Source organism: Halomonas halophila (assembly GCF_030406665.1).
Lineage (GTDB): Bacteria > Pseudomonadota > Gammaproteobacteria > Pseudomonadales > Halomonadaceae > Halomonas > Halomonas halophila.
In genome coordinates this window covers 2,623,693-2,650,276 of record NZ_CP129121.1, presented here as the reverse complement: position 1 = coordinate 2,650,276, position 26,584 = coordinate 2,623,693, and the positions used below count along the sequence as shown (strand labels likewise).

Sequence of the window (26,584 nt, the reverse complement as noted above, 5' to 3'; positions counted from 1 at the left end):
AGACCGCAGCCTTGCGTCGATCGATCAGGCGTTCTGATCGATGAACTGGGTCAGCTGTGACTTGGACTGGGCGCCGACCAGGGAGGCGACCTTGGCGCCGGACTTGAACAGCATCACGGTGGGCACGCCGCGCACGCCCTGTTCGGCGGCGATCTCCGGGGCGTCATCCACGTTGATGCTGACGATCTTGAGGCTGCCGTCGCGTTCTTCGGCGACCTCGTCGACCACCGGTGCCATGACCTTGCAGGGGCCGCACCAGGGCGCCCAGAACTTCAGCAGCACCGGGGTCTCGGCGTTGAGGACTTCCTGCTCGAAGTTGGCATTGGTGACATCGACGTTGTTGGCCATGGGGATTCTCCAATTACTACGTAGCGCATCGTGCGCGGATGGTCTGGGCATGCTCTCAGGCATGCTAGGTGGCTCGATGTTAGCGGTCGGTTAGGATGCTGGCAAATCTCGCGTATCGGAACCTCGCCACGTCGACGGGCGTGTGTCGCCCGGCTTGCTATGCTATAAAGTAATTATGGATGATATTCTTATTTCGCATTGGTCTTTTAAAGGCCGGATGAGCCAGGGGGAGACGCGCGCATGAAGCTCCAGCAGCTGAAATACATCTGGGAAGTCTCGCGTCACAACCTCAACGTCTCAGCCACCGCCCAGAGCCTCTATACCTCGCAGCCGGGCATCTCCAAGCAGATTCGCCTGCTGGAGGACGAGCTGGGCGTGGAGATCTTCGCCCGTAGCGGCAAGCACCTGACCCGGGTCACGCCGGCGGGGCAGGCGATCATCGACCTGGCCGGCCAGGTGCTGCGCCTCACCGAGAATATCAAGCACGTCGCCCAGGAGCATAGCGACGAGCGGCGTGGCAGCCTGTCCATCGCCACCACTCATACCCAGGCGCGCTACGCGCTGCCGCCGGTGATTCGCGAGTTCACCCGCCGGTATCCCGACGTCGCCCTGCACATGCAGCAGGGCACGCCCAAGCAGATCGCCCAGATGGTCAGCGAGGGACAGGCCGACTTCGCCATCTGCACCGAATCCCTGGAGCTGTTCAACGACCTGGTGCTGCTGCCTTGCTATCGCTGGAACCGTTGCCTGCTGGTGCCCAAGGGGCATCCGCTGGCCTCGCTGGAGTCGTTGACCTTGGAGGCGCTGGCCGAGCACCCGTTGGTGACCTACGTGTTCGGCTTCACCGGGCGCTCGCAGCTCGATGATGCCTTCCGCGCCGAAGGGCTCACGCCCAACGTGGTGCTGACGGCCGCCGATGCCGACGTCATCAAGACCTACGTGCGCCTCGGCATGGGCGTGGGCATCGTCGCCCACATGGCGGTGGATCCGGAACTCGACGACGACCTGGTGGCGCTGGATGCCAGCCATCTGTTCGAGAGCTCCACCACCAAGATCGCCATCCGCCGCGGCACCTTCATGCGCAGCTTCATGTACGACTTCCTGCAGGGCTTCGCCGATCACCTGGACCGGGCACTGGTCGATGCGGCCCTGGCCGCCGGGCCGCGCCACGAGCAGGCGCTGTTCGACGACATCGTGCTGCCGGTGCGCTGACCCGGGGCGGCCCGGCCCGTACACGGAAAGAGAACGCCGGCGCCCGTCCAGAGGACGGGCGCCGGCGTCTTGCGTTTCAGCGTCGGCTCAATGCTGCAGGTGCAGGCCGCACTCGCGCTTCTCTTCCACCTTGGTGGGGTCGAAGTAGTCGAACTCGTTGGGCAGGCCGTGGGCTTCCAGGTACTGGTACATGTCGCGGGCGCTCCAGTGCAGCAGCGGGGCGACCTTCAGCAGGCCGTCGGCGTTGCGGCTGACCGGATCCATCTTGGCGCGTTCCGGGGTGTCCTCGGCGCGCAGCGCGGTGAACCAGACGTCCGGGGCCATCTCGCTCAGGGCGCGATTGAAGGGCTCGAGCTTGACCTCCTCGGTGAAGGCCGCGTGGCGCGGGTCGTCGATGCCCGGCATGGGGCCCTCGACGGCCTCGCGGTGCGCCCGGGTGCGACGCGGGATGTAGCTGACCAGGTTGAGGCCGAGCTGTTTCACCACGGCGTCGGCGAAGCGGTAGGTGGCCTCGGTGTTGTAGCCGTGGTCCATCCACACCACCGGAATGTCCGGCCGCACCTGGCTGACCATGTGCAGGATCACCGCCTCGAAGGGACGGAAGTTGGTGGTGACGATCGGTCGGGCGCCCTGTTCCAGGGCCCAGCGGACCAGGGCTTCGGGGTCCTGGCCCAGGTCGCGGTTGATGGCGTCGAGTTGCGGCTCCATGAGCGCCTCCAAGAATGATGGTGTTCTCGATGACGCTACCCTAGCAGAGCCGCCATGAGCGGCCCCAATACCGATTGCTTGGATATTTATTCCGCTAAGAATTAAAAGCGTGTTTTTCTTATTCCATGGCGGACTGTTTGACCGGCGTGGCCGCGGAGTGTCCGGGCGCGGTCAGGCCGGATCGCTCAGCGCCGCCATCAGGTGGCGGATCTTGTCCAGGGTCTCGGTGTATTCCGCCTCGCCCTCGGAGTCCGCCACCAGGCCGCCGCCGCCCCACAGGTGCAGCCGGCCGCGGTCGGCCACGGCGGTGCGGATGGCGATGGAGGTGTCCATGTGGCCGCGCACGTCGACGTAGCCGAGGCTGCCGCAGTAGGCGCTGCGCGCCGAGGGCTCCAGCTCGTCGATGATCTGCATGGCGCGTACCTTGGGGGCGCCGGTGATCGAGCCGCCGGGGAAGGCGGCGGCCAGCAGCGCCAGGGGCGAGTGCTGCTCGGCCAGCTCGCCGATCACCACGCTGACCAGGTGATGGACGTTGGCATAGCTTTCCAGCCCGCACAGCTGGGGCACTCGCACCGTGCCGGGGCGGCATACCCGTCCCAGGTCGTTGCGCAGCAGGTCGACGATCATCACGTTCTCGGCGCGATCCTTGACGCTCGTCGTGAGTTCCTCCGCCAGACGGCGGTCCTCTTCCGGCGTGGCGCCGCGCGGCCGGGTGCCCTTGATCGGGCGCGTTTCCACTCGGCCCTCGGCGCAGTGCAGGAAGCGCTCAGGCGACATCGACAGGATCGCCTGCTCTCCCCATTCGAGGAAGCCGGAGAAGGGCGTGGGCGTGGCCCGACGCAGGCGGCGATAGGCCGTCCACAGGTCGCCTTCGTAGGGCGCGCTGAGTCGTTGGGCGAGGTTGATCTGGTAGCAGTCGCCGGCGCGGATGTAGCGCTGCACGGCATCGAAGCGTGCCAGATAGTCGTCCCGGCTCATCGCCGCCGTGAAGTCGCCGGTCAGGCGGAACGCGTCGTCATCCTGGCGCTCGGCCGTCGCGTCGAGCCAGCCCAGCGCCTGGGCGCGGCGTTCCGGCGTGGCGACCAGCCAGGCCTCGCAGCGCTCGTGATCCTGGATCAGCGCCCAGTCGTAGAGGCCGACCCGAGCCGCCGGCAGCTCGGCCGCGGGCTGGGCGCGGCCGGGAATCGGCTCCAGGCAGCGGCCGAGGTCGTAGCTCCAATAACCGATCAGTCCGCCGAGGAAGGGCAGCTCGCTGTCGGGCACGTCCCGGGGCAGCCGCTCGAGCAGCGCGCGCTGGGCCTCGAAGGGCGACAGGTCCGCGGGCGCATCATCGACGTGGCTGCGGCCCTCGGCGTCGACCTCCAGTACGCTAAGCGGGTCGCAGGAGAGGATGTCGTAGCGGCCGCCCGGTGCGGCCGGACGGCCACTGTCGAGCAGCACGGCGTGGGGCCGGTGGCGCAGGGCGGCGAAGGCGTCCAGGGGCGAGTCCCGATAGGGGTAGGGGGTGATCTCGAGTGGTGATGTCATCGATGCGGTTTCCCTCGTCAGGCGGCACATTCTAGGCGCCAAGAAGGGCTTTGTCCCGTCACCGCGCGGCCGAGCGTCGACGGGGCGCCGTGGAGGCCGCCGCTCGACGGGGCGTTCCGTCAGGTTGTTTACAACCAAAGGGGGATAAGTGCGATCATGAGGCGTATTGACCCCTGAGACGGCACTGGCTAGAGTGCTTACACCCCTTGATTGTCGACAATTACCATGACCAACGCCCAGACATCACCGGCCAACGTTCCCGAGGTCCGCACCCTGGCGGAGCGGGTCTTCCAGCAGTTGCAGGATGCCATCGTGCGTGGCGAGCTGCCGCCCGGCAGCAAGATTACCGAGCCGGGACTGTCGCGGGCCTATGGCATCTCCCGCGGGCCGCTGCGCGAGGCGATGCGTCGCCTCGAGGCGCACCGCCTGATCGAGCGGGTCCCGCATGTAGGGGCTCGGGTGGTGAAGCTCTCCATCCAGGAACTGCTCGAGTTGTTCGACGTGCGCGAGGCGCTGGAGAGCATGGCGGCGCGGATCGCCGCCGAACACATGACGCCCGAGGAGATCGCCGGGCTGCGCGAGGTGCTGGCGCTTCACGAGCGCCAGAGCGACCTGAGCCGCGGCGAGGCCTACTACCAGCGCGAGGGCGATCTGGACTTCCACTACCGCATCGTTCAGGGCAGCCACAACAGGATGCTGATGGGCATGCTGTGCGATGACCTCTACTACCTGGTGCGGCTGTATCGCACCCAGTTCAGCGCCAGCGGCTCGCGTCCACAGCGGGCCTTCGTCGAGCACCACCGCATCGTCGATGCCATCGAGGCCGGCGACGCCGAGCTCGCCGAGCTGTTGATGCGGCGCCACGTCAGCGCCTCGCGGGAGAACGTCGTCGAGCGCTACGCCGCCGTCCTCGAACAGGAACAGTCGGCCGCTTCCCAGGCCGCCGCCACCGACCGGAGAAACCCATGACACAAGCGACGCCCGGCGCCCGTTTCCGCGCCGCCCTCGAGGCCAGTCGGCCGCTGCCGATCGTCGGCACCGTCAATGCCTACACCGCGATGATGGCCGAACGCGTCGGCCATCCGGCGATCTACCTGTCCGGCGGCGGCGTGGCCAACGCCTCCTTCGGCCTGCCGGATCTCGGCATGACCACCATGAACGACGTGGTCGAGGACGCCCACCGCATCTGCGGCGCCACCGATCGGCCGCTGCTGGTGGACATCGATACCGGCTGGGGCGGGGCCTTCAACATCGCCCGTACGGTCAAGGAGATGCAGCGTGCCGGCGTCGCCGCCGTGCATCTGGAGGATCAGGTGGCCCAGAAGCGTTGCGGGCACCGGCCCAACAAGGCCATCGTCTCCCAGCAGGAGATGGTCGACCGTATCAAGGCCGCCGCCGACGCGCGCCTCGATCCGGACTTCTACCTGATCGCCCGCACTGACGCCTTCCAGAAGGAAGGGCTGGAGGCCGCCATCGAGCGTGCCAACGCCTGTCTGGAGGCCGGCGCCGACGCCATCTTCGCCGAGGCCGTGCACACGCTGGACGATTACCGCGCCTTCTGCGAGCGCCTCGACGCGCCGATACTGGCCAACATCACCGAATTCGGCGCCACCCCGCTGTTCAGCCAGCAGGAGCTCGCCGAGGTCGGCTGTCGCATGGTGCTCTATCCGCTGTCGGCCTTCCGCGCCATGAACGCCGCGGCGCTCAGGGTCTATCAGAGCATTCACGAACAGGGCCATCAGCGCGACGTGGTGGACCAGATGCAGACCCGCGAGGAGCTCTACGATTTCCTCAATTACCACGACTTCGAGCGCAAGCTCGATGCCCTGTTTGCAGAGAACGCGTCTGCAGAGAACGACTCGGCATAGCAGGGGCGAGGGCGCGTCCGCGTCTCTTGAGCCGACTTCGAACAACAAGACCACGCCAAGCTTACGCAGCAAGAGGAGAGACACCATGGCAGACAAACCGATCGGCGGCGCCGGCCTGCGCGGCCAGAGCGCCGGCTCCACCGCCCTGTGCACCGTCGGCAAGAGCGGTGCCGGCCTGACCTATCGTGGCTTCGACATCAGCGAGCTCGCCGACAAGGCACGCTTCGAGGAAGTGGCCTACCTGCTGCTCAAGGGCAAGTTGCCGAACCGGGCCGAGCTTGACGGCTACATCGCCAAGCTCAAGGGCCTGCGCGGCCTGCCGCCGGCGCTGAAGACCGTGCTCGAGCAGATTCCGGCCGACGCCCACCCCATGGACGTGATGCGCACCGGCGCCTCCATGCTCGGCAACCTCGAGACCGAGGAGAGCTTCGACCAGCAGCAGGACGTCGCCGACCGCCTGCTGGCGGCCCTGCCCTCGATCATCTGCTACTGGTATCGCTTCAGCCACGACGGCGTGCGTATCGAGACCGAGACCGACGACGCGTCCGTGGGCGGGCACTTCCTGCACCTGCTGCGCGGCGAGCCGGCCTCCGAGCTGCACGCCCGGGTGATGAACGTCTCGCTGATCCTCTATGCCGAGCACGAGTTCAATGCCTCGACCTTCACCGCGCGGGTCTGCGCCTCGACGCTCTCTGACATGCATTCCTGCGTGACCGGGGCCATCGGTTCGCTGCGCGGCCCGCTGCACGGCGGCGCCAACGAGGCCGCCATGGCAATGATCGAGCACTGGCAGTCGCCGGAGGAGGCCGAGCGCGAGATCCTCGGCATGCTGGAGCGGAAGGACAAGATCATGGGTTTCGGGCATGCCATCTACCGCGAGTCCGACCCGCGCAACGCCATCATCAAGAAATGGTCGAAGCAGCTGGCCGAGGACGTGGGCGACAGCGTGCTCTATCCGGTCTCCGAGCGCGTCGAGGCGGTGATGTGGCGCGAGAAGAAGCTGTTCTGCAACGCCGACTTCTTCCACGCCAGCGCCTATCACTTCATGGACATCCCCACCAAGCTGTTCACCCCGATCTTCGTCTGCTCGCGGGTGACCGGCTGGTGTGCCCACGTCTTCGAGCAGCGCGAGAACAACCGCATCATCCGCCCGAGCGCCGACTACACCGGGCCGGAAGACAGCGAGTGGGTGCCGATCGAGGAGCGAGACTGACGCTCCAGTTCGATGCCCGGCATGAGCTTCGCCGGGGACAAGTCTGCGCGAGGGCGCTGTGAACCCATCCCTGGGCGCTACCGACGCCATCCATGGCGTAGGACCCTCGCTTCGCCTTGTCCCCGGCTTCACTGCTGCTTCCGGCGCGCCTTTTCCTGTCCACGACCCGATCCGAGGGTGGCCACGCCATGAATACCGATTACCGCAAGCCCCTGCCCGGCACCGGGCTGGACTACTTCGATACCCGCGAGGCGGTCGAGACGATTCGCCCCGGCGCCTATGACACCCTGACCTACACCGCCCGGGTGCTGACCGAGCAGCTGGTGCGCCGCTGCGAGCCGGGCCTGCGCGACGCCGCCCTCGAGCAGATCATCGACGGCAAGCGCGACCTGGACTTTCCCTGGTACCCGGCCCGGGTGGTCTGTCACGACATCCTCGGCCAGACGGCGCTGGTCGACCTGGCCGGGCTGCGTGACGCCATCGCCGAGCGCGGCGGCGACCCGGCCAAGGTCAATCCGGTGGTGCCGACCCAGCTGATCGTCGACCATTCCCTGGCCGTGGAGCATGCCGGCTTCGAGAAGGATGCCTTCGAGCAGAACCGGGCGGTGGAGGATCGCCGCAACGAGGATCGCTTCGACTTCATCGACTGGACGCGCACCGCCTTCGAGAACGTCGACGTTATCCCCGCCGGCAACGGCATCATGCACCAGATCAACCTGGAGAAGATGTCGCCGGTGGTACAGGCACGCGACGGCGTGGCCTTCCCGGATACCTGCGTCGGCACCGACAGTCACACCCCGCACATCGACTGCCTGGGGGTGATCGCCATCGGCGTCGGCGGCCTCGAGGCCGAGACCGTCATGTTGGGTCGCCCCTCGATGATGCGCCTGCCCGATATCGTCGGCGTGCGGCTGACCGGCCAGCGCAAGCCCGGCATCACCGCCACCGACATCGTGCTGGCGATCACCGAGTTCCTGCGCAACGAGCGGGTGGTGGGGGCCTATCTGGAGTTCTTCGGTGAGGGCGCGGCGAGCCTGACCATCGGCGACCGTGCCACCATCTCCAACATGACGCCGGAATACGGGGCCTCGGCGGCGATGTTCTACATCGACGACCAGACCCTCGACTATCTCAGGCTGACCGGCCGCGAGCCGGAGCAGGTGGCGCTGGTCGAGCAGTACGCCAGGACCGCCGGCCTGTGGGCCGATGACCTGGCCGGCGCCGAGTACGAGCGGGTGCTGGAGTTCGACCTCTCCGGCGTGGAGCGCAACCTGGCAGGTCCCTCCAATCCGCACCGTCGCCTGCCGACCAGCGCGCTGCACGACCGCGGCATCGCCGTCGACTACGACAAGGCACAGGAAGAGGAGAAGGAGGGCAAGATGCCCGATGGCGCGGTGATCATCGCCGCCATCACCAGCTGCACCAACACGTCGAATCCGCGCAACGTGGTGGCCGCCGGCCTGCTGGCGAAGAAGGCCAACGCGCTGGGCCTCGTGCGCAAGCCCTGGGTGAAGTCGTCCTTTGCGCCGGGGTCCAAGGTCGCGCGCCTCTACCTGGAAGAGGCCGGTCTGCTGCCCGAGCTGGAGAGGCTCGGCTTCGGCATCGTCGCCTACGCCTGCACCACCTGTAACGGCATGTCCGGGGCCCTGGACCCGAAGATCCAGCAGGAGATCATCGACCGCGATCTCTATTCCACCGCCGTGCTGTCCGGCAACCGCAACTTCGACGGGCGCATTCATCCCTATGCCAAGCAGGCCTTCCTGGCCTCGCCGCCGCTGGTGGTGGCCTACGCCATCGCCGGGACGGTGCGCTTCGATATCGAGCAGGACGCGCTGGGCTTCGATCCCGACGGCCAGCCGATCACCCTCAAGGACCTGTGGCCCTCGGACGAGGAGATCGACGCCATCGTCGGCGAGTACGTCAAGCCGGAGCAGTTCCGCGAGGTCTATATCCCGATGTTCGATCTCGACGCGGTGGAAGCCGCCGAGAGCCCGCTCTATGACTGGCGCCCGCAGAGTACCTATATCCGCCGGCCGCCCTACTGGGAAGGCACCATGGCGGCCGAGCGTGGGCTCAAGGGCATGCGGCCGCTGGCGATACTGCCGGACAACATCACCACCGATCATCTGTCGCCGTCCAACGCCATCATGGCCGACAGCGCCGCCGGCGAGTACCTGACGAAGATGGGCCTGCCGGAAGAGGACTTCAATTCCTACGCCACCCACCGCGGTGACCATCTCACCGCCCAACGTGCGACGCTGGCGAATCCCAAGCTGTTCAACGAGATGGTGCGCGACGAAGCGGGCGAGGTGATCCAGGGCTCGCTGGCGCGGATCGAGCCGGAAGGGAAGGTCACCCGCATGTGGGAGGCCATCGAGGCCTACATGGCACGTCGCCAGCCGCTGATCATCATCGCCGGCGCCGACTATGGCCAGGGCTCGTCGCGGGACTGGGCGGCCAAGGGCGTGGCGCTCGCCGGCGTGGAGGCGATCGTCGCCGAGGGCTTCGAGCGCATTCACCGCACCAATCTCATCGGCATGGGCGTGATGCCGCTGCAGTTCGAGCCCGGCACCACCCGTCATACGCTGTCGCTCGACGGCACCGAGACCTATGACGTGGAGGGCGAACCCGCGCCGGGCGCGACGCTGACGCTGGTGATTCATCGTGCCGCTGGCGAGCGTACGGAAGAGAGCGAGCGCGTGCCGGTGATCTGCCGCCTGGATACCGCCGAGGAAGTCTCCATTTACAAGGCTGGCGGCGTGCTGCAGCGCTTCGCCGAGGACTTCCTGGAAGGGGAAGAGAGCGAGGAGGCGACCCACGCATGACCCAGATTCGCATTCCCGCCACCTATATGCGTGGCGGCACCAGCAAGGGCGTGTTCTTCCGCCTGGACGACCTGCCCGAGGCCGCTCGAGTGCCCGGAGTGGCACGCGATGCGCTGCTGCTGCGCGTGATCGGCAGCCCCGATCCCTATGGCAAGCAGATCGACGGCATGGGCGGGGCGACCTCGAGCACCAGCAAGACGGTGATCCTGTCGAAGAGCGAGCGTCCCGATCACGACGTCGACTACCTGTTCGGCCAGGTGTCCATCGACGCGCCCTTCGTCGACTGGAGTGGCAACTGCGGCAATCTCTCGTCGGCCGTGGGGTCCTTCGCCATCGCCAGTGGCCTGGTCGATCCCGAGCGCCTGCCGCGAGACGGCATCGCCGAGGTGCGCATCTGGCAGGCCAACATCGGCAAGACCCTCGTTGGCCACGTGCCGATGCGGGGCGGCGAGGTCCAGGAGACCGGCGACTTCGAACTCGATGGCGTCACCTTCCCGGCCGCCGAGGTGGCGGTGGACTTCATGGATCCCGCGGACGGGGAGGGCGCCATGTTTCCCACCGGCAACGTGGTCGACGAGCTCGAGGTGCCGGGTATCGGCACGTTGCAAGCGACCCTGATCGACGCCGGCATTCCTACCGTCTTCGTCGAGGCGGCGGCCATCGGCTATACCGGCACCGAGCTGCAGGAGGCGATCAACAATGACGCCGAGGCGCTGGCGCGCCTCGAGGCGATCCGCACCCAGGGCGCGTTGCGCATGGGGCTGATCGCCCGGCCCGAGGAAGCGGCGCAGCGTCAGCATACGCCCAAGGTGGCCTTCGTGGCGCCGCCGGCCGACTATGTCGCCTCCAGCGGCAAGGCCGTATCCGCGGAGGATATCGACCTGCTGGTGCGGGCGATGTCCATGGGCAAGCTGCATCACGCCATGATGGGGACCGCCGCGGTGGCCATCGCCAGTGCGGCGGCGGTGCCGGGCACCCTGGTGAATCTCGCCGCCGGCGGCGGCGAGCGTACCTCGGTATGCTTCGGCCATCCCTCCGGCACGCTGCGGGTGGGCGCCGAGGCACGTCAGGCGGGCAGTGGCTGGACGGCGCTCAAGGCCACCATGAGCCGCAGCGCGCGCGTGCTGATGGAAGGATTCGTTCGAGTGCCAGAGGATAGCTTCTAGAGCGGTGAGCCAAGGCGATGCCGAAACGGCATGGGCATCGTCTTGGTCTGCAGGGTGGGCTGGACTATATTTTAAGATAAGTCTTGCGTCGACCCGGGAGAATCCGTAGAGTACGCATCCGCTGCCGGCGACGGGCAACGTTGCAGGCGGTGATGAGTGGCAGAAGCGCTTGTTTTTCTTGAGGTTTTTCGACGGATGTCGAAATCGCTCGATTGACAGGGTCAGCGGAATCGGTAAAATGCCCGCCACTCGCTACGGTAGCCCGCTGAGGGCTCGATCGGACCTCGCTTCACTCGCTGAAGACGACCGCTCGGTCATCCGCTTCGCTCTTTCGAGAGCTTGAAGATCCCCGGTTGACACGACGCGCCGATTACGTAGAATACGCCTTCCTTGCGAGGCACTGGTCAAGCGGCCGGGAACGCAAGATGCTCTTCTCCTTATTGAGTCGAGCTGCTCTTTAACAATCGATCAGATAATTCATGTGGGCGCTTGTCGGGATGTCGGTGACCAGTCACTAGATATCAAGACAAGCGACTCGTCAAAGAGACGTTTGAATCTTGAACCAGGTTTGGTTCCACCTTAGGAACTATCAAGCTTTTAACTGAAGAGTTTGATCATGGCTCAGATTGAACGCTGGCGGCAGGCCTAACACATGCAAGTCGAGCGGAAACGATCCTAGCTTGCTAGGAGGCGTCGAGCGGCGGACGGGTGAGTAATGCATAGGAATCTGCCCGGTAGTGGGGGATAACTTGAGGAAACTCAAGCTAATACCGCATACGCCCCAAGGGGGAAAGCAGGGGATCTTCGGACCTTGCGCTATCGGATGAGCCTATGTCGGATTAGCTAGTTGGTGAGGTAATGGCTCACCAAGGCCGCGATCCGTAGCTGGTCTGAGAGGATGATCAGCCACATCGGGACTGAGACACGGCCCGAACTCCTACGGGAGGCAGCAGTGGGGAATATTGGACAATGGGCGAAAGCCTGATCCAGCCATGCCGCGTGTGTGAAGAAGGCCTTCGGGTTGTAAAGCACTTTCAGCGAGGAAGAACGCTTGTGGGTTAATACCCTGCAAGAAGGACATCACTCGCAGAAGAAGCACCGGCTAACTCCGTGCCAGCAGCCGCGGTAATACGGAGGGTGCAAGCGTTAATCGGAATTACTGGGCGTAAAGCGCGCGTAGGCGGCTTGATAAGCCGGTTGTGAAAGCCCCGGGCTCAACCTGGGAACGGCATCCGGAACTGTCAGGCTAGAGTGCAGGAGAGGAAGGTAGAATTCCCGGTGTAGCGGTGAAATGCGTAGAGATCGGGAGGAATACCAGTGGCGAAGGCGGCCTTCTGGACTGACACTGACGCTGAGGTGCGAAAGCGTGGGTAGCAAACAGGATTAGATACCCTGGTAGTCCACGCCGTAAACGATGTCGACTAGCCGTTGGGGTCCTCGAGACCTTTGTGGCGCAGTTAACGCGATAAGTCGACCGCCTGGGGAGTACGGCCGCAAGGTTAAAACTCAAATGAATTGACGGGGGCCCGCACAAGCGGTGGAGCATGTGGTTTAATTCGATGCAACGCGAAGAACCTTACCTACTCTTGACATCGAGCGAACCATCCAGAGATGGATGGGTGCCTTCGGGAACGCTCAGACAGGTGCTGCATGGCCGTCGTCAGCTCGTGTTGTGAAATGTTGGGTTAAGTCCCGTAACGAGCGCAACCCTTGTCCCTATTTGCCAGCGATTCGGTCGGGAACTCTAGGGAGACTGCCGGTGACAAACCGGAGGAAGGTGGGGACGACGTCAGGTCATCATGGCCCTTACGAGTAGGGCTACACACGTGCTACAATGGCCGGTACAATGGGCTGCCATCCCGCGAGGGGGAGCTAATCTCATAAAGCCGGTCTCAGTCCGGATCGGAGTCTGCAACTCGACTCCGTGAAGTCGGAATCGCTAGTAATCGTGCATCAGAATGGCACGGTGAATACGTTCCCGGGCCTTGTACACACCGCCCGTCACACCATGGGAGTGGACTGCACCAGAAGTGGTTAGCCTAACTTCGGAGGGCGATCACCACGGTGTGGTTCATGACTGGGGTGAAGTCGTAACAAGGTAGCCGTAGGGGAACCTGCGGCTGGATCACCTCCTTAATCGACGACGTCACCGCCACCCGGCAAGTGTCCACAATGAATTATCTGATCGGCCAGAGCAAAAGACTGTTTGGGTATAGACCCAGCGTGACCAATGGGTCTGTAGCTCAGTTGGTTAGAGCGCACCCCTGATAAGGGTGAGGTCGGCAGTTCAAATCTGCCCAGACCCACCAAATTTTATCCAGTACCGCGTTGTTTTGTGACTCGCATAGCAGGCTATGCGTCGCCACAAAACGCCTTGTCCTGAATAAAATTCCCATGTCACGTATGGGTATTCAGAGGGGCCTTAGCTCAGCTGGGAGAGCGCCTGCCTTGCACGCAGGAGGTCAGCGGTTCGATCCCGCTAGGCTCCACCACGCTCCACAGGGTCCTGCAGTCGGTTTTATGTGAATCCGCAGTCACAAACGATCATTGCAAAAGGCAATGACACGTTTGTGACTGTCGATTGACAGTCGCTCTTTAACAATGTGAATCATGCTGACAAAGTCCCTCTCCTACCCGGGAGAGGGCATGAGATACGTCTCAAGCGTATCCGGCAATTGTCGTGGTTGTCATCGCGGATCAGACCCCTTGGGGTTATATGGTCAAGCGATGAAGCGCACACGGTGGATGCCTTGGCAGTCAGAGGCGATGAAAGACGTGGAAGCCTGCGATAAGGTTCGGCGAGGTGGCAAACAACCTGCGACCCGGACATCTCTGAATGGGGAAACCCACCTATCGTCAGATAGGTATCGTGCACTGAATACATAGGTGCACGAGGCGAACCGGGGGAACTGAAACATCTAAGTACCCCGAGGAAAAGAAATCAACCGAGATTCCCCCAGTAGCGGCGAGCGAACGGGGACCAGCCCTTAAGCGGGTGAAAGGTTAGGCGAATGAGTTGGGAAACTCAGCGATACAGGGTGATAGCCCCGTAGTCGAAAGCCTGATCCCGTGAAATCGAGTAGGTCGGGGCACGTGAAACCCTGATTGAAGACGGGGGGACCATCCTCCAAGGCTAAATACTCCTGACTGACCGATAGTGAACCAGTACCGTGAGGGAAAGGCGAAAAGAACCCCGGAGAGGGGAGTGAAATAGACCCTGAAACCGTGTGCGTACAAGCAGTGGGAGCGGGCTCGTCCCGTGACCGCGTACCTTTTGTATAATGGGTCAGCGACTTATATTCAGTGGCGAGCTTAACCGTATAGGGGAGGCGTAGGGAAACCGAGTCTTAACTGGGCGACCAGTCGCTGGATATAGACCCGAAACCGGGCGATCTATCCATGAGCAGGTTGAAGGTTGAGTAACATCAACTGGAGGACCGAACCAGGATCTGTTGAAAAAGATTTGGATGACTTGTGGATCGGAGTGAAAGGCTAATCAAGCCCGGAGATAGCTGGTTCTCCTCGAAAGCTATTTAGGTAGCGCCTCACGTATCACCGCCGGGGGTAGAGCACTGTTTCGGCTAGGGGGTCATCCCGACTTACCAACCCGAGGCAAACTCCGAATACCGGTGAGTGCAGCGTGGGAGACACACAGCGGGTGCTAACGTCCGTTGTGAAAAGGGAAACAACCCAGACCGTCAGCTAAGGTCCCCAAATCCTGGTTAAGTGGGAAACGATGTGGGAAGGCTCAGACAGCTAGGAGGTTGGCTTAGAAGCAGCCATCCTTTAAAGAAAGCGTAATAGCTCACTAGTCGAGTCGGCCTGCGCGGAAGATGTAACGGGGCTCAAACCAGGTACCGAAGCTACGGGTGCATCGAATGATGCGCGGTAGAGGAGCGTCGTGTACGCCGACGAAGGTGAGTCGAGAGGCTTGCTGGAGGTATCACGAGTGCGAATGCTGACATGAGTAACGATAAGGGGGGTGAAAAACCTCCCCGCCGGAAGACCAAGGGTTTCTGTTCGACGCTAATCGGAGCAGAGTGAGTCGGCCCCTAAGGCGAGGCCGAAAGGCGTAGTCGATGGGAAACGGGTCAATATTCCCGTACTTCACTGTATTGCGATGGGGGGACGGAGAAGGCTAGGTGAGCCAGGCGTTGGTTGTCCTGGTGAAAGTCAGTAGGCTGGGGGATTAGGCAAATCCGGTTCCCCAAGGCCGAGAGACGAGACGAACAGACTACGGTCTGGAAGTCATCGATGCCACGCTCCCAGGAAAAGCCTCTAAGCTTCAGATACAGTGGAACCGTACCCCAAACCGACACAGGTGGTCAGGTAGAGAATACCAAGGCGCTTGAGAGAACTCGGGTGAAGGAACTAGGCAAAATGGTGCCGTAACTTCGGGAGAAGGCACGCCGGTATTAGGTGAAGCCCCTTGCGGGTGGAGCTGACGCCGGTCGAAGATACCAGGTGGCTGCAACTGTTTATTAAAAACACAGTACTCTGCAAACGCGTAAGCGGACGTATAGGGTATGACGCCTGCCCGGTGCCGGAAGGTTAATTGATGGTGTTAGCGTAAGCGAAGCTCCTGATCGAAGCCCCGGTAAACGGCGGCCGTAACTATAACGGTCCTAAGGTAGCGAAATTCCTTGTCGGGTAAGTTCCGACCTGCACGAATGGCGTAATGATGGCCACGCTGTCTCCACCCGAGACTCAGTGAAATTGAAATCGCAGTGAAGATGCTGTGTACCCGCGGCTAGACGGAAAGACCCCGTGAACCTTTACTACAGCTTCACACTGGACGCTGATGTTGCTTGTGTAGGATAGCTGGGAGGCTTGGAAACCCGGTCGCCAGATCGAGTGGAGCCAACCTTGAAATACCAGCCTGGCATCATTGGCGTTCTAACTCCGGTCCGTTATCCGGATCGAGGACCGTGTGTGGTGGGTAGTTTGACTGGGGCGGTCTCCTCCCAAAGCGTAACGGAGGAGCACGAAGGTACCCTCAGCACGGTTGGAAATCGTGCAATGAGTGCAAGAGCATAAGGGTGCTTAACTGCGAGACAGACACGTCGAGCAGGTACGAAAGTAGGTTCTAGTGATCCGGTGGTTCTGTATGGAAGGGCCATCGCTCAACGGATAAAAGGTACTCCGGGGATAACAGGCTGATACCGCCCAAGAGTTCACATCGACGGCGGTGTTTGGCACCTCGATGTCGGCTCATCACATCCTGGGGCTGAAGTCGGTCCCAAGGGTATGGCTGTTCGCCATTTAAAGTGGTACGCGAGCTGGGTTTAGAACGTCGTGAGACAGTTCGGTCCCTATCTGCCGTGGGCGTTGGAGATTTGAGAAGTGCTGCTCCTAGTACGAGAGGACCGGAGTGGACGACCCTCTGGTGTTCCGGTTGTCACGCCAGTGGCATCGCCGGGTAGCTATGGTCGGACGGGATAACCGCTGAAAGCATCTAAGCGGGAAGCCTCCTTCAAGATGAGATCTCCCCGAGGCCTCGAGCCTCCTGAAGGGCCCAGCGAGACGAGCTGGTTGATAGGTCGGGTGTGGAAGCGCTGCAAGGCGTTGAGCTAACCGATACTAATGGCCCGTGAGGCTTGACCATATAACACCCAAGTGGTCTGTGACTGACAACAGACGACGGCGGATACGCGAGAGACATATCTCGTCAGCATGATTCGCATTGCCTTTTTCGCCTGACGACCATAGCGTGCGGGAACCACCTGATCCCATGCCGAACTCAGCAGTGAAACCGCTCAGCGCCGATGGTAGTGTGGGAGTTCCCATGCGAGAGTAGGTCATCGTCAGGCACTTATACCGAGAAAACCCCGAGCCCAAAAGGCTCGGGGTTTTTCTTGTTGTCCCGTTTGCTCCGATGAGCGCTCCCCGCCTTTCCGCCAAACGCATGTCGGCGCCGAGATATTGCCTCTTCACCGGAAAGGCCGTCGACATCCCGGTTCATCGCCATATGGCATCAACGTCTTCACGGGCGGCGATACGCTATCCACAGCCCCACCGCTCCAAGACGGGGCCAAACGTTCCACAAGCTCTTTTTCGATACATGTCCTTCGCTGAGAAGGCGTCTATCGCGCTTTCGGCATGACTGCCGACATACCCTGTTTCGATACACCACAAAGGAGAGAGCGGCCCACTTCGGCCGACAGCATTGCATGAGTGAATCTCAAGCCCACGCGACGAGTTCCACGCCTTCCGCCGTCAGGCGGCTGGGAGATCCAGTCGTGCTCGGCGTCAGCATCGGCTTCATCCTGGGCTTCATCGCCCTGTCGCTGTATGACGTCAACATGGTGGCCGACGGCATCGCCGCCGGTTTCGCCTGGACCGCCAGGACGCTGGGCAGCTATTTCCAATGGCTGCTGCTGCTGACCTTCCTGGTGGCGATGGGGCTGGTCTTTTCACCGGCGGCCAGCGCCAAGGTCGGTAACCTGGACGCGCCCGAGATGAGCACCTTCAAGTGGCTGTCGATCATCATGTGCACGCTGCTGGCCGGGGGAGGAGTGTTCTTCGCCGCGGGCGAGCCGGTCTATCACTTCGTGGTCACGCCACCGGCCTTCGACACCGAGGCCGGCACCGCCGAGGCGATCGCCGGCGCCCTGGCGCAGTCCTTCATGCACTGGGGCTTTCTGGCCTGGGCGGTGCTGGGCTCGCTGACCGCCGTGGTCCTGGCCCATGCTCACTACGTGCGCGGCCTTCCCCTGCAGCCACGCACCCTGCTGACCCCGGTGCTCGGCGAGCGCGTGATGCACGGCTGGTTCGGCGGCGTGGTGGATGGCCTGTGCGTGATCGCCGTGGTGGCGGGCACCGTGGGGCCGATCGGCTTCCTGGCGACCCAGGTGAGTTTCGGCCTGCACGAGCTGTTCGGGCTGCCGGAAGGCTATGGCACCCAGCTGGTGATCCTGATCGGCCTGGGCGCGGTCTACGTGAGTTCGGCCATGACCGGTGTCCATCGCGGCATCCAGTGGCTGAGCCGGTTCAACGTGATCCTGGCGCTGGTCATCGCGGCGGTCATCTTCCTGTTCGGCCCGACCCGGTTTCTGGTCAACGCCTTCACCCAGGGCTTCGGCGAGTATCTGAATGCGTTCTTCCCCATGGCCACCATGACCACCCAGACCGCGCCGGCCTGGTGGATGCAGTGGTGGACGGTGTTCTTCTTCGCCTGGTTCATCGGCTACGGCCCGCTGATGGCGATTTTCGTGGCGCGCATCTCCCGGGGCCGCACCATCCGGCAGATGATCCTGGCCGTGGCCGTCATGGCGCCCATCGCCACCACGATCTGGTTCACCCTGCTGGGGGGCTCGGGGATCCACTATCAGCTGACCGGAGCCATCGACCTCACCTCGGCGCTCAACGACTTTCAGTTCGACGTCGCCACCCTGACCGTGGCCCAGGCCTTGCCGGGCGGATCGCTGATGGCGCTGGCGATCCTGGTGCTGACGACCATCTTCGTCGCCACTACCGGCGATTCCATGAGCTACGCGATCTCGGTGGTCGGCGCCGGGCATGATGCGCCGAACGTCTTCGTGCGGGCCTTCTGGGGCATCGCCATGGCGCTGATGGCGGCGATTCTGCTGTACATGGGAGCCGGTCAGATCAGCGCGCTGCAGCAATTCATCGTCATCACCGCGATTCCGGTCTCGCTGGTGCTGCTGCCCTCGCTGTGGACGGGCCCCCAGGCGGCCATGGCCATGGCGAGGGAGCAGGGCATCGTCGCCGACCCGCGGCGTACCTGACGCTCGACGACACGCCTGCCGCCAGACGCATCGGCCCCCGCGCATCATCGCTCGGGGGCCGATTCGCTTTCAGGGGTCGGCCATGCGCCCTGGATGCCGTATAATGCGACTAAAGTCTAATAATGATGGAGTTCGTTTCTTGACGCTGACCACACCGGCCCTGCTGTTTCCGGCCATTTCCCTGCTGCTGCTGGCCTATACCAATCGCTTCCTGACCCTGGCACAGCTGATTCGCAAGCTCGCCGAGGAGGATCGGGATACCCACCATGAGGTGGCCGCCCGTCAGATCCTGATGCTGCGCAAGCGCATCACCCTGACCAAACGCATGCAGATGGCAGGGGTGTCGAGTTTCCTGCTGTGCACACTGTCGATGTTCGCGCTGTTCCTGTCGCTCACCCTGCTGGGCATGGTGCTGTTCGGCATCAGCCTGATCACGCTCTCGGTCTCGTTGTGCTTCTCCCTGTGGGAGGTGAAGATCTCGACCAACGCCTTGAACGTTCAGCTCCAGGACCTGGAAGTCCTCAATCGTCATCGCGCCTCCGGCGCGGCCGGCGAGCGTGACGACAGCGACGATACGCCGCGCGACTTGTGAGTCCAGCAGGGGCCCGGCTAGACTGTCGGGCCTTCACAGGAGGCCCCATGATCCCCCAGCAGCTGCTGTTCTATTGCCGCCCCGGCTTCGAGTCCGACCTGGCCGCCGAGATCGCCATCAAGGCGGCCGCCCTCGGCTGGCAGGGCTACCCCCTGGCCCAGCCCCAGTCCGGCCATGTCCGCTTCGTGCTGACCGACGAACGTCCCGCCAACGCCCTGCATCGCGATCTGCCACTGGCGTCGCTGGTCTTCGCCCGGCAGAGCCTGGTCGCCCTGGCGCCGCTGGAGGGGCTGTCCCGGGAAGATCGCCTCTCGCCGATCGTCGAGCAGGTGGTGGCCAGCGGCTGGAACTTCGAGTCGCTGTGGCAGGAAACGCCGGACACCAACGACGCCAAGGCGCTGGCCGGGCTGATCAAGGCGCTTCAGCGTCCGCTGGAATCGATCCTCAAGAAGCGTGGCGCCTTGCGCCGCAAGGCGGGCGGTCGACGCTTGCATCTGCTGTGGACCGACGGCGACCGGGTCCAGCTGGGCATGAGCTTCCCCGGTAACCGCAGCGAGCAGCCGGGTGGCATCCGCCGCCTGCGCTTTCCCCACGATGCGCCCAGCCGCTCGACCCTCAAGCTCGAGGAGGCCTGGCACGAATTCGTGCCGCGGGACCAGTGGGAGACGCGCCTGGCCGAGGGCATGCAGGCGGCGGATCTCGGCGCGGCACCGGGCGGCTGGACCTGGCAGCTGGTGCAGCGCGGCATGCAGGTCTATGCCATCGACAACGGCCCCATGGACCGCGGTCTGATGGCGACCGGACTGGTCGAGCACCTGCGCGAGGACGGTTTCGTCTGGGCCCCGCCGATGCGTCTGGACTGGCTGGTCTGTGACATCGTCGACAAACCGGCGAGGGTGATCGACATGGTCGAGCGCTGGCTGGTGAAGCGCTGGTGTCGCGAGGCGGTGTTCAACCTGAAGCTGCCGATGAAGCGGCGCTGGGAGGCGGTGTCGGAGGGACTGGCCCGTCTCGATCGCTCACTGGCGGAGGCAGGGGTGCACGCCGAGATCGCGTGCCGACACCTCTATCACGATCGCGAAGAGGTGACGGTCCACGTCCGGCTGCTCAACTGAGGCGTCAGTAGCTGAGGGTATAGAGGCGAATGCGTTCCTCCTCGGTGAGCAGCGGGTAGAGGTCCTGCATGACCCGGGCGCGCTGTTCGCTGTCGCGCCACTCCTGCCAGGCGCGCAGGTCGCGCCACTTGGTGATCACCATACGCCTGTCCTCATGCCCCATCTCGACCAGGCTTTCGCCGCCGCCGAAGCCCGGGGCCCCGAGCACCTGACGCATGGCTTCGCGGGCGACCTGCTCGTATTCTTCCTCCAGCCCGGGCATGATACGGCGCTCGATAATGATCTTGATCATCCCGCTATTCTCCCTTTCATTCCGTATTACGAGGCGAGGTCATCGATGGTTGATTCCCCGGACTCCCTGCCAACCTGCCAGGCCGAACTGGACACCACCGGGCTCTACTGCCCCGAGCCCATCATGCTGATGCACAACAAGGTGCGGGACATGGCGTCGGGCGAGGTGCTCAAGGTGGTGGCCAGCGATCCGGCAACCACCCGGGACGTACCCAAGTTCTGCAGCTTCCTGGGCCACGAGCTGCTGGCCCAGGAAGAGCGCGACGGCCACTACCTCTACTACATCCGCCTGGGCTGATCGTTCGGATCGGGCCCCGACGCTGCCCTCACGTCTCGTCGCCGCGCTCCGGCGTGTCGGGCATCACCATCAGCGCCAGGGCTTCCAGCGTCTCCGGATCCTCGCGCCGGATGCGATTGGCGATCTGACGTTGGAAGAAGTAGACCACCTGATGGCGGCTGTGGCCGGGATACAGACAGGCATCGCCCGGCAGGATCGGGGTCGTCTCGACGTAGCGTTCGTCGGCCAGCAGGGCCTCCACGGCGCCGTCGCTGTAGAGTCGCCAGCCGAACACCTGCTTGAGCTGCCAAGGCGTGTCGCCCTCGTCCATGCACAGGGCATGGGTGCCCTGGGTCTCGGGCAGCTGCTGGATCAGCGTCGGTGATTCGGTTTCTTCATAGTCGAAGTAGGCGGCGGCCTGCTCGAGCTCCAGCACCTTGTGCTCCGGCGGCAGCTCGAACAGCTCTTCGGTTTCCGGATCCCGGTAGCCGATGAAGTGGCCATGTTCCGGGTCGTCGAGCGCCTGGCAGGGCGTCAGGCGCTCCATCCAGGGCACGAGGCCGACGACGTCTCCGTCGTCACGCAGTCCCCAGGCGAGCAGGGGCATGCCGTAGTAGGCCTCGGGTTCGTCGGGCAGTTGATACACCATCTCCAGGCCATCGAGCTCGGGCGCGAGACGAATCAGGCGTTTGCGAGCCTGCTGGCGTTGGCGCATGGTCTCCAGGTCGATGACCCGGGCGGGGCGAGATGACAGCGGGATACCCATGAAGTCCCTCCAGCGGCGGCTTGATCACGGCATTGGCCCTCGGGCCGGTCGGCAGCGCACGACGTCACTGTCATCCCATCAATAGCACAGACCGATGACCGAGGTTAAGCCCCGGTGGTCAGCGGCAGCGTCGTGCCAGCTCGGCGCGCAGCGCCTGGTGATGCCGGCGAGCCGCCTGGAGGGCGGGCCAGGGCGCTCCGGGCGTTTCCCGCGATAGCCAGCGCTCCCGGTAGCGTTCGATGGCCGGGCGTGGCGCCACCTTCTGGGCCTCCAGCAGGCGTTGAATGGCCGTGAGCCAGTGTCGGGAGGCCTGCGTCAGGCTATCGAGCCAGCTCGTCAGGGAAGGAGGCATCGATGCCTCGAAGGCACCGGCCGCCGGGGCAGGGCAGTGGTCGTCGGCCAGTGCCGTCTCCAGCAGGTCGGAGCCTTCCGTCAGGCGTCGTTCCGCGAGCATCAGGGCGCGCAGCAGCTCGGCGGTCAACGGCCGGTCACGCAGCGTTTTGAGATGCCCTTCCAGGGTGGCGGAATCCGGCACCCAGTCGCGATCGAACTGGTGCAGGGTGGTCTCGCGCAGGTAGGCAAGTGCCGGCAGCTGGGCATCGACCTCGTCCAGAGACTCCGGCGGCAGCGGCGAGCTGGCCCGGGAGAAACTGTCGATCCACTCCTCCGAGGCGAACAGGGCGTTCCAGCTGGCCCGGGGCAGCTGCCCGGTCTTGAGCCGGGTGAGCCGCTCCAGCCGGGCCCGGTGGTCGTCGCCGAGCGTTTGTGGCACCTCGGTGTTCCAGCAGCCGCTCAGGCGGCGCCACAGAGCCAGCTCGTAGAGCCAGCGCTGGCTGGGCGCGGCCACCTTGCCCAGCTGGTTGTTGCGTTCGGCGACCAGGTTGGCGATATGGCAGCCGCGCAGGGCGAAGACGTCGAGCATCCCCTCGCGGGTCTCGGGGATCTCGAACAATCGCGCCTCGGGGCCGGGGAAGTCGCCGATATTGTCGGGCGCGGTGCGCTCCGGCGCGGGCAGATCGAGCGACTCGGCCAGCCCCCGCTGGTAGTCGGCGAGCCGCGTCTCGGCGGGCCCTTCGCCGCAGCCGGCGAGGGCCACAAGGCCGATCAGCAGCGCGCCGAGGCTAGGCCGGTCGGGGCGTGGAATCCTCATCGATGACTGCCTTGCTCCGTCGTCTCAGGCGTTCGCCCAGCAGCAGGGCGGCGACCGTCAGCCCGGCCACCAGCCCGATCCAGTAACCATAGACCTCGAGCGGCTCCACCAGGCCGAACAGGCCATGGTCGCCGAGCCAGTGGCCGCCGCCGAGGCCGACCAGCCAGAAGGCGACCAGGGTGATCACCATGATGATCCTGGTGTCCTTGTAGCCACGCAGCGCGCCGGCCAGGTTGGCCTGCAGCGAGTCCGAGATCTGGTAGATCATGGCCAGGCCCACCAGCGACAGGGTCAGCCGCGCGACGGCCGGGTCGTGGGTGTAGAAGCCGATCACCGGCTCGGCGGTGAACCACAGCAGCAGACAGTTGAACAGCGCCACCGCGAGGGCGATCAGCATGCCATTCCATGCCACCAGGCGCGCGGCCTCGGGACGTCCCTGACCCAGGACGTTGCCGACCCGCACCGTCAATGCCATGCCCAGCGACAGCGGCAGCATGAACAGCAGGCCGGTGTAGTTCAGGGCCACCTGGTGCGCCGCCACCACGACCTCGCCGAGGCTGGCGATGAACAGCGCGATCAGCGTGAACAGCGTCACCTCCATGAAGATCGCCAGGCCGATCGGCACGCCCACGTAGAGCAGCTCCAGGATCGGCCGCCACCGCGGTGGCGTCGGCGAGTGCCACAGCTCGACGTCGCCATAGGCTCGGCTGCGCCGGGTGTAGGCGACCATGGCCAGGCACATCACCCACATCGACAGCGCGGTGGCGATGCCGCAGCCCACCGCCCCCAGTGCCGGCAGGGCCGTGATCGGTGTCGGCAGCCAGCCGCCCAGCAGGGCTTCGAGCCCCGGGCCACCGTAGATCAGCAGGTAGTTGCTGGGGACGTTGACGGCGAGCCCCAGCAGGCTGATCCACAGCGCCGGGCGGGTATGATTCATGCCGTCGGAGAAGGCGCGTAACGCCATGAACAGTCCCACCGCCGGCAGCCCCAGGGCCACGGCGCCCAGATAGCCCGCGGCGCGCTCGGCCACCGCCTCGGGCACCTCCATCAGGTGAAATACCGGCATCACCGCCGTCCACAGGAGTACCGCCGCGATCACGCCCATCACCAGGCCGATCCACAGCGCCTGGTGCACCTGCAGGCGAATGCCGTCCCGGCGTTCGGCGCCGAGCAGCTGCGCTACCACCGGGGTCAGGCCCATGAGGGTGCCGGTCATCAGCAGCATCAGCGGCATCCACAGGCTGGAACCCACCGAGACGGCGGCCAGGTCGGTGGCGCTGAGCCGCCCGGTCATCATCACGTCCACCGTGCTCATGGCGGCCTGGGCGAGCTGGGCGCCGCAGATCGGCAGCGCCAGGCGAATCAGCGGGCGGGTTTCCGTGCGTGTGGTGGCGAGCAGCCGAGGAATGAACTGGGCCAAGAATCATGCTCCATGGAAAGGTCGGCCCCCGTGCTCCATGCAATCGGGGAGAGCGCGCTAGTCTAGCAGCCCCCTCGGCGCCTCGCCGCCGTGGCGTGCCGGGCGCGTCATGCCGCGGCGGTGAATCGGCGCTATACCTAGAGAAGGAGGCCGCGACGGCGGCCGTCGTGATCCAGCGCAGGCGCGAGTCGCCGGGAGGTGCGAGATGAACGATCACGATATCGATGCCACGGGGCGGGGCGAACCGGAGCGGGCCGAGGCGGCCGTCCGGGCGCTGGTTTCACGCCTCCACGGGCGCCTGACACGCCCGGATCATCCCGAGTATGACGCGGCGCGTAGGGTCTATAATGCGCAGCACGACCGTCACCCGGCGCTGATCGTCCAGGCGGCGGACACCGCCGACGTGACGGCCACCCTCGAGGCCGCCCGGAGCACGGGGCTGGCGCTGGCGGTGCGCGGCGGCGGGCACAGCGTGGCGGGCTACGGCACCTGCGACGACGGCCTGGTGCTCGACCTCGGCGACCTGAACGATTGCCGGGTCGATCCCGAGGCGCGCACCCTGCGCGCCGGCGGTGGTGCGACCTGGGCCGATCTCAACCGGGCCGCGGCGGCCTTCGGCTTGGCGACGCCGGGCGGCATCGTGTCCACCACCGGCATCGCCGGGCTGACGCTGGGTGGCGGGCTCGGCTATCTGAACCGGCGCTTCGGTCTCGCCTGCGACAACCTGATCGCCGCCGATGTCGTCACCGCGGACGGCGAATGCCTGACCTGCCGCGAGGACGCCCATGCCGAGCTGTTCTGGGCGCTGCGCGGCGGCGGCGGCAACTTCGGCGTGGTGACGGCCTTCGAGTATCGCCTGCACGAGGTCCCGGACATCCTCGGTGGCCCGACCTTCTATCCGCTCGACGGTGAGGTGATCCGCCGCTACCGGGAGCGGATCTGTGAGGCACCCGAGGCCCTGGGCGCGCTGCTGGTCATCACGCCGGGGCCGCCGCTGCCGTTTCTGCCCGAGGCCTGGCACGGTCGGCCGATGGCGGCGGTGCTGAGCTGCTGGAGCGGGCCGGAACAGGACGATGCCCGGATCGGCGAGTGGCTGGCCGACCTCGGCGAGATTCAGGGGCAGGCGCTGCGGCGCATGCCGTACCCGACCATCAACACCCTGTTCGACGAGCTGCTGCCGCCGGGGCTGCATCATTACTGGAAGGGATGCTTCTCCGGGCCGCCCACGGACGAGGCGATCGCGGTGCACCTGGACTTCGGGGCCCGGCTGCCCAGCGCGGAAACGGCGACCCTGCTGTTCCCCCTCGACGGGGCCAGCGGCCGGGTCGAGGCCGGGGCCACCGCCTTCGCCTATCGCGATGCCGGCTTCGCCACGGCACTGGGCCCGAGCTGGTCCGACCCCGCAGACAGCGAGCGCAACATCGCCTGGGGGCGGGACTACTATCGTGCCCTGCGGCCCTACACCGACGGCGGCGGCTACGTGAACTTCATGGCCGACGACGACGGCCATCGGGTCGCCGACAACTATCGCCAGCACTACGACCGTCTGGCCCGCCTCAAGGCCCGCGTCGACCCCGGCAACCTGTTTCGGTTGAACCACAACATCCCGCCGGTCGACCGGGTCGCATGAGGGGAAATGGCGGCCGCGAGAGATGGGTGAAGGCGAAGCGCACGGAGCATGGCAGGCACCTGACCTGGCGGTTTTCGCCGCCGGGCCGGCCTCGCTATACTGTGCCGCCCATTCACGACCCGCCGGAGCCCGCGTGAGCCACCGCCTCGAGGATGTCATCGCCCTGTTCGACGGCCTCTTCCTGCCCGCCTGCAACACCCGCCTGGTGCGCGGCGGCGACGAGCCGCTGTACCTGCCCGCCGATGCCGAGACGCCCTGGCATCGGGTGATCTTCGCCCGCGGCTTCTACGCCAGCGCGCTGCACGAGATCAGCCACTGGTGCATCGCCGGCGCGCGGCGCCGCGAGCTCGAGGACTACGGCTACTGGTACCTGCCCGACGGCCGCGACGCCGACCAGCAGCGCGACTTCGAGGCGGTGGAGGTGGCGCCCCAGGCGCTGGAGAGTCTGTTCGCCGCCGCCTGCGGCCATCGCTTCCAGGTCAGCGTGGACAACCTGGGCGAGGTGGAGGTCGACCGGGAAGGCTTCGCCGAGCGGGTCGCGGCGCGGGCGGCGCGCTACGAGCGGGAAGGCCTGCCGGCCCGGGCCGAGGCCTTCCGCACCGCGCTGGCGGTCTTCTACGGCCAGGGCCGGGAGAGAGGCGAGGGCGCGCCGCTCGAGGCGGCGCTGGTGGCGGGCCGGGCGTGTCTCGAACGCCGTGAGGCGCCCGCCGCCGAGCCCGCCTGACGGT

The 26,584-nt window shown here is 65.0% G+C and carries 19 protein-coding genes, 2 tRNA genes and 3 rRNA genes; 17 read left to right on the top strand and 7 right to left on the bottom strand.

All coding sequences use genetic code 11. The features are described 5' to 3' along the window. Positions 1-24: 24 nt before the first annotated feature. Positions 25-348 (bottom strand): thioredoxin, encoded by a 324-nt coding sequence (trxA, locus tag QWG60_RS12480; RefSeq protein WP_035598819.1) that lies wholly within the window; start codon positions 346-348, stop codon positions 25-27. Between the two features lie 240 nt (positions 349-588). Here trxA and cysB point away from each other — a divergent pair, with 240 nt between their 5' ends. Next, on the top strand, positions 589-1,560 hold the full coding sequence (cysB, locus tag QWG60_RS12475; protein WP_035598816.1) for an HTH-type transcriptional regulator CysB: 972 nt from the start codon (positions 589-591) through the stop codon (positions 1,558-1,560). Between the two features lie 87 nt (positions 1,561-1,647). On the opposite strand, the gene QWG60_RS12470 is transcribed toward cysB, so the two are convergent. Then, positions 1,648-2,268 carry a phosphoadenosine phosphosulfate reductase domain-containing protein gene (locus tag QWG60_RS12470; RefSeq protein WP_035598813.1) on the bottom strand — a complete coding sequence of 207 codons (621 nt, stop codon included), beginning with the start codon at positions 2,266-2,268 and terminating at the stop codon, positions 1,648-1,650. A gap of 171 nt (positions 2,269-2,439) precedes the next feature. Continuing rightward, positions 2,440-3,795, bottom strand: coding sequence for an aminodeoxychorismate synthase component I (gene pabB, locus QWG60_RS12465; protein ID WP_146910049.1), 1,356 nt, complete (start codon positions 3,793-3,795; stop codon positions 2,440-2,442). Positions 3,796-4,020: 225 nt separating this feature from the next. Here pabB and QWG60_RS12460 point away from each other — a divergent pair, with 225 nt between their 5' ends. The 13 genes from QWG60_RS12460 (at position 4,021) to rlmM (ending at position 20,322) form a co-directional block, all read left to right on the top strand. Continuing rightward, positions 4,021-4,764 (top strand): GntR family transcriptional regulator, encoded by a 744-nt coding sequence (locus QWG60_RS12460; RefSeq protein ID WP_035598806.1) that lies wholly within the window; start codon positions 4,021-4,023, stop codon positions 4,762-4,764. Continuing rightward, positions 4,761-5,663 (top strand): methylisocitrate lyase, encoded by a 903-nt coding sequence (prpB, locus tag QWG60_RS12455; protein ID WP_035598803.1) that lies wholly within the window; start codon positions 4,761-4,763, stop codon positions 5,661-5,663. The genes QWG60_RS12460 and prpB overlap by 4 nt, the downstream gene beginning before the upstream one ends. Before the next feature lie 85 nt (positions 5,664-5,748). Next, the gene (prpC, locus tag QWG60_RS12450; RefSeq protein WP_107182553.1) at positions 5,749-6,876 is read left to right on the top strand and encodes a bifunctional 2-methylcitrate synthase/citrate synthase; all 1,128 of its coding nucleotides are present in this window, start codon (positions 5,749-5,751) and stop codon (positions 6,874-6,876) included. 188 nt (positions 6,877-7,064) lie between these two features. Further along, positions 7,065-9,701: a Fe/S-dependent 2-methylisocitrate dehydratase AcnD gene (gene acnD, locus QWG60_RS12445; protein WP_146910051.1), complete on the top strand. Its 2,637-nt coding sequence runs from the start codon at positions 7,065-7,067 to the stop codon at positions 9,699-9,701. Continuing rightward, positions 9,698-10,867, top strand: a complete 1,170-nt coding sequence (gene prpF / locus QWG60_RS12440) for a 2-methylaconitate cis-trans isomerase PrpF (RefSeq protein WP_146910054.1) — start codon at positions 9,698-9,700, stop codon at positions 10,865-10,867. The genes acnD and prpF overlap by 4 nt, the downstream gene beginning before the upstream one ends. A 598-nt stretch (positions 10,868-11,465) precedes the next feature. Further along, positions 11,466-13,003: ribosomal RNA gene (locus QWG60_RS12435) — 16S ribosomal RNA — on the top strand. A 96-nt stretch (positions 13,004-13,099) separates the two neighbouring features. Then, positions 13,100-13,176, top strand: a tRNA-Ile gene (locus tag QWG60_RS12430). A gap of 107 nt (positions 13,177-13,283) precedes the next feature. Next, positions 13,284-13,359 (top strand) — tRNA-Ala (locus QWG60_RS12425). Positions 13,360-13,585: 226 nt separating this feature from the next. Beyond that, a 23S ribosomal RNA gene (locus QWG60_RS12420) occupies positions 13,586-16,472 on the top strand. A 90-nt stretch (positions 16,473-16,562) separates the two neighbouring features. Next, positions 16,563-16,677 (top strand): 5S ribosomal RNA (rrf, locus tag QWG60_RS12415). Together the 16S, 23S and 5S rRNA genes with 2 tRNA genes alongside form the textbook arrangement of a ribosomal RNA operon. Positions 16,678-17,037: 360 nt before the next feature. Beyond that, positions 17,038-18,615 (top strand): BCCT family transporter, encoded by a 1,578-nt coding sequence (locus tag QWG60_RS12410; RefSeq protein WP_046077823.1) that lies wholly within the window; start codon positions 17,038-17,040, stop codon positions 18,613-18,615. A 139-nt stretch (positions 18,616-18,754) separates the two neighbouring features. Beyond that, positions 18,755-19,207: a DUF2721 domain-containing protein gene (locus QWG60_RS12405; RefSeq protein ID WP_046077824.1), complete on the top strand. Its 453-nt coding sequence runs from the start codon at positions 18,755-18,757 to the stop codon at positions 19,205-19,207. Positions 19,208-19,254: 47 nt separating this feature from the next. Beyond that, positions 19,255-20,322 (top strand): 23S rRNA (cytidine(2498)-2'-O)-methyltransferase RlmM, encoded by a 1,068-nt coding sequence (gene rlmM / locus QWG60_RS12400; protein ID WP_107181001.1) that lies wholly within the window; start codon positions 19,255-19,257, stop codon positions 20,320-20,322. A gap of 4 nt (positions 20,323-20,326) precedes the next feature. Here rlmM and QWG60_RS12395 read toward each other — a convergent pair whose 3' ends face one another. Continuing rightward, positions 20,327-20,614: an antibiotic biosynthesis monooxygenase family protein gene (locus tag QWG60_RS12395; protein WP_035593068.1), complete on the bottom strand. Its 288-nt coding sequence runs from the start codon at positions 20,612-20,614 to the stop codon at positions 20,327-20,329. Positions 20,615-20,659: 45 nt separating this feature from the next. On the opposite strand from QWG60_RS12395, the gene tusA reads away from it, so the two are divergent. Further along, on the top strand, positions 20,660-20,911 hold the full coding sequence (tusA, locus tag QWG60_RS12390) for a sulfurtransferase TusA (protein ID WP_035593066.1): 252 nt from the start codon (positions 20,660-20,662) through the stop codon (positions 20,909-20,911). A 28-nt stretch (positions 20,912-20,939) separates the two neighbouring features. On the opposite strand, the gene QWG60_RS12385 is transcribed toward tusA, so the two are convergent. From QWG60_RS12385 to QWG60_RS12375, 3 genes are all read right to left on the bottom strand, one after another. Then, positions 20,940-21,656 (bottom strand): hypothetical protein, encoded by a 717-nt coding sequence (locus tag QWG60_RS12385; RefSeq protein ID WP_046077826.1) that lies wholly within the window; start codon positions 21,654-21,656, stop codon positions 20,940-20,942. A gap of 118 nt (positions 21,657-21,774) precedes the next feature. After that, positions 21,775-22,806, bottom strand: a complete 1,032-nt coding sequence (locus QWG60_RS12380) for a DUF3080 family protein (RefSeq protein ID WP_046077827.1) — start codon at positions 22,804-22,806, stop codon at positions 21,775-21,777. Next, a complete protein-coding gene (locus tag QWG60_RS12375; RefSeq protein ID WP_146909476.1) occupies positions 22,778-24,226 on the bottom strand; it encodes an MATE family efflux transporter in 1,449 nt (482 codons plus the stop codon). Before QWG60_RS12375 ends, QWG60_RS12380 begins: the two co-directional genes overlap by 29 nt. A gap of 205 nt (positions 24,227-24,431) precedes the next feature. Between QWG60_RS12375 and QWG60_RS12370 the strand changes: the two genes are divergently transcribed. After that, positions 24,432-25,856, top strand: a complete 1,425-nt coding sequence (locus QWG60_RS12370; RefSeq protein WP_146909478.1) for an FAD-binding oxidoreductase — start codon at positions 24,432-24,434, stop codon at positions 25,854-25,856. A gap of 133 nt (positions 25,857-25,989) precedes the next feature. Continuing rightward, on the top strand, positions 25,990-26,580 hold the full coding sequence (locus QWG60_RS12365) for an elongation factor P hydroxylase (RefSeq protein WP_107181004.1): 591 nt from the start codon (positions 25,990-25,992) through the stop codon (positions 26,578-26,580). Positions 26,581-26,584: the final 4 nt, after the last annotated feature.

What these genes read in the sequence shown, in the direction of transcription:
- prpC (WP_107182553.1), top strand. Translation starts at nt 5,749, where the DNA reads ATGGCAGACAAACCGATCGGCGGCGCCGGCCTGCGCGGCCAGAGCGCC.
- prpF (WP_146910054.1), top strand. Translation starts at nt 9,698, where the DNA reads ATGACCCAGATTCGCATTCCCGCCACCTATATGCGTGGCGGCACCAGC.
- QWG60_RS12380 (WP_046077827.1), bottom strand. Translation starts at nt 22,806, where the DNA reads ATGAGGATTCCACGCCCCGACCGGCCTAGCCTCGGCGCGCTGCTGATC.
- prpB (WP_035598803.1), top strand. Translation starts at nt 4,761, where the DNA reads ATGACACAAGCGACGCCCGGCGCCCGTTTCCGCGCCGCCCTCGAGGCC.
- QWG60_RS12385 (WP_046077826.1), bottom strand. Translation starts at nt 21,656, where the DNA reads ATGGGTATCCCGCTGTCATCTCGCCCCGCCCGGGTCATCGACCTGGAG.
- tusA (WP_035593066.1), top strand. Translation starts at nt 20,660, where the DNA reads ATGGTTGATTCCCCGGACTCCCTGCCAACCTGCCAGGCCGAACTGGAC.
- cysB (WP_035598816.1), top strand. Translation starts at nt 589, where the DNA reads ATGAAGCTCCAGCAGCTGAAATACATCTGGGAAGTCTCGCGTCACAAC.
- QWG60_RS12395 (WP_035593068.1), bottom strand. Translation starts at nt 20,614, where the DNA reads ATGATCAAGATCATTATCGAGCGCCGTATCATGCCCGGGCTGGAGGAA.
- QWG60_RS12460 (WP_035598806.1), top strand. Translation starts at nt 4,021, where the DNA reads ATGACCAACGCCCAGACATCACCGGCCAACGTTCCCGAGGTCCGCACC.
- QWG60_RS12370 (WP_146909478.1), top strand. Translation starts at nt 24,432, where the DNA reads ATGAACGATCACGATATCGATGCCACGGGGCGGGGCGAACCGGAGCGG.
- acnD (WP_146910051.1), top strand. Translation starts at nt 7,065, where the DNA reads ATGAATACCGATTACCGCAAGCCCCTGCCCGGCACCGGGCTGGACTAC.
- QWG60_RS12470 (WP_035598813.1), bottom strand. Translation starts at nt 2,268, where the DNA reads ATGGAGCCGCAACTCGACGCCATCAACCGCGACCTGGGCCAGGACCCC.
- trxA (WP_035598819.1), bottom strand. Translation starts at nt 348, where the DNA reads ATGGCCAACAACGTCGATGTCACCAATGCCAACTTCGAGCAGGAAGTC.
- pabB (WP_146910049.1), bottom strand. Translation starts at nt 3,795, where the DNA reads ATGACATCACCACTCGAGATCACCCCCTACCCCTATCGGGACTCGCCC.
- QWG60_RS12410 (WP_046077823.1), top strand. Translation starts at nt 17,038, where the DNA reads ATGAGTGAATCTCAAGCCCACGCGACGAGTTCCACGCCTTCCGCCGTC.
- rlmM (WP_107181001.1), top strand. Translation starts at nt 19,255, where the DNA reads ATGATCCCCCAGCAGCTGCTGTTCTATTGCCGCCCCGGCTTCGAGTCC.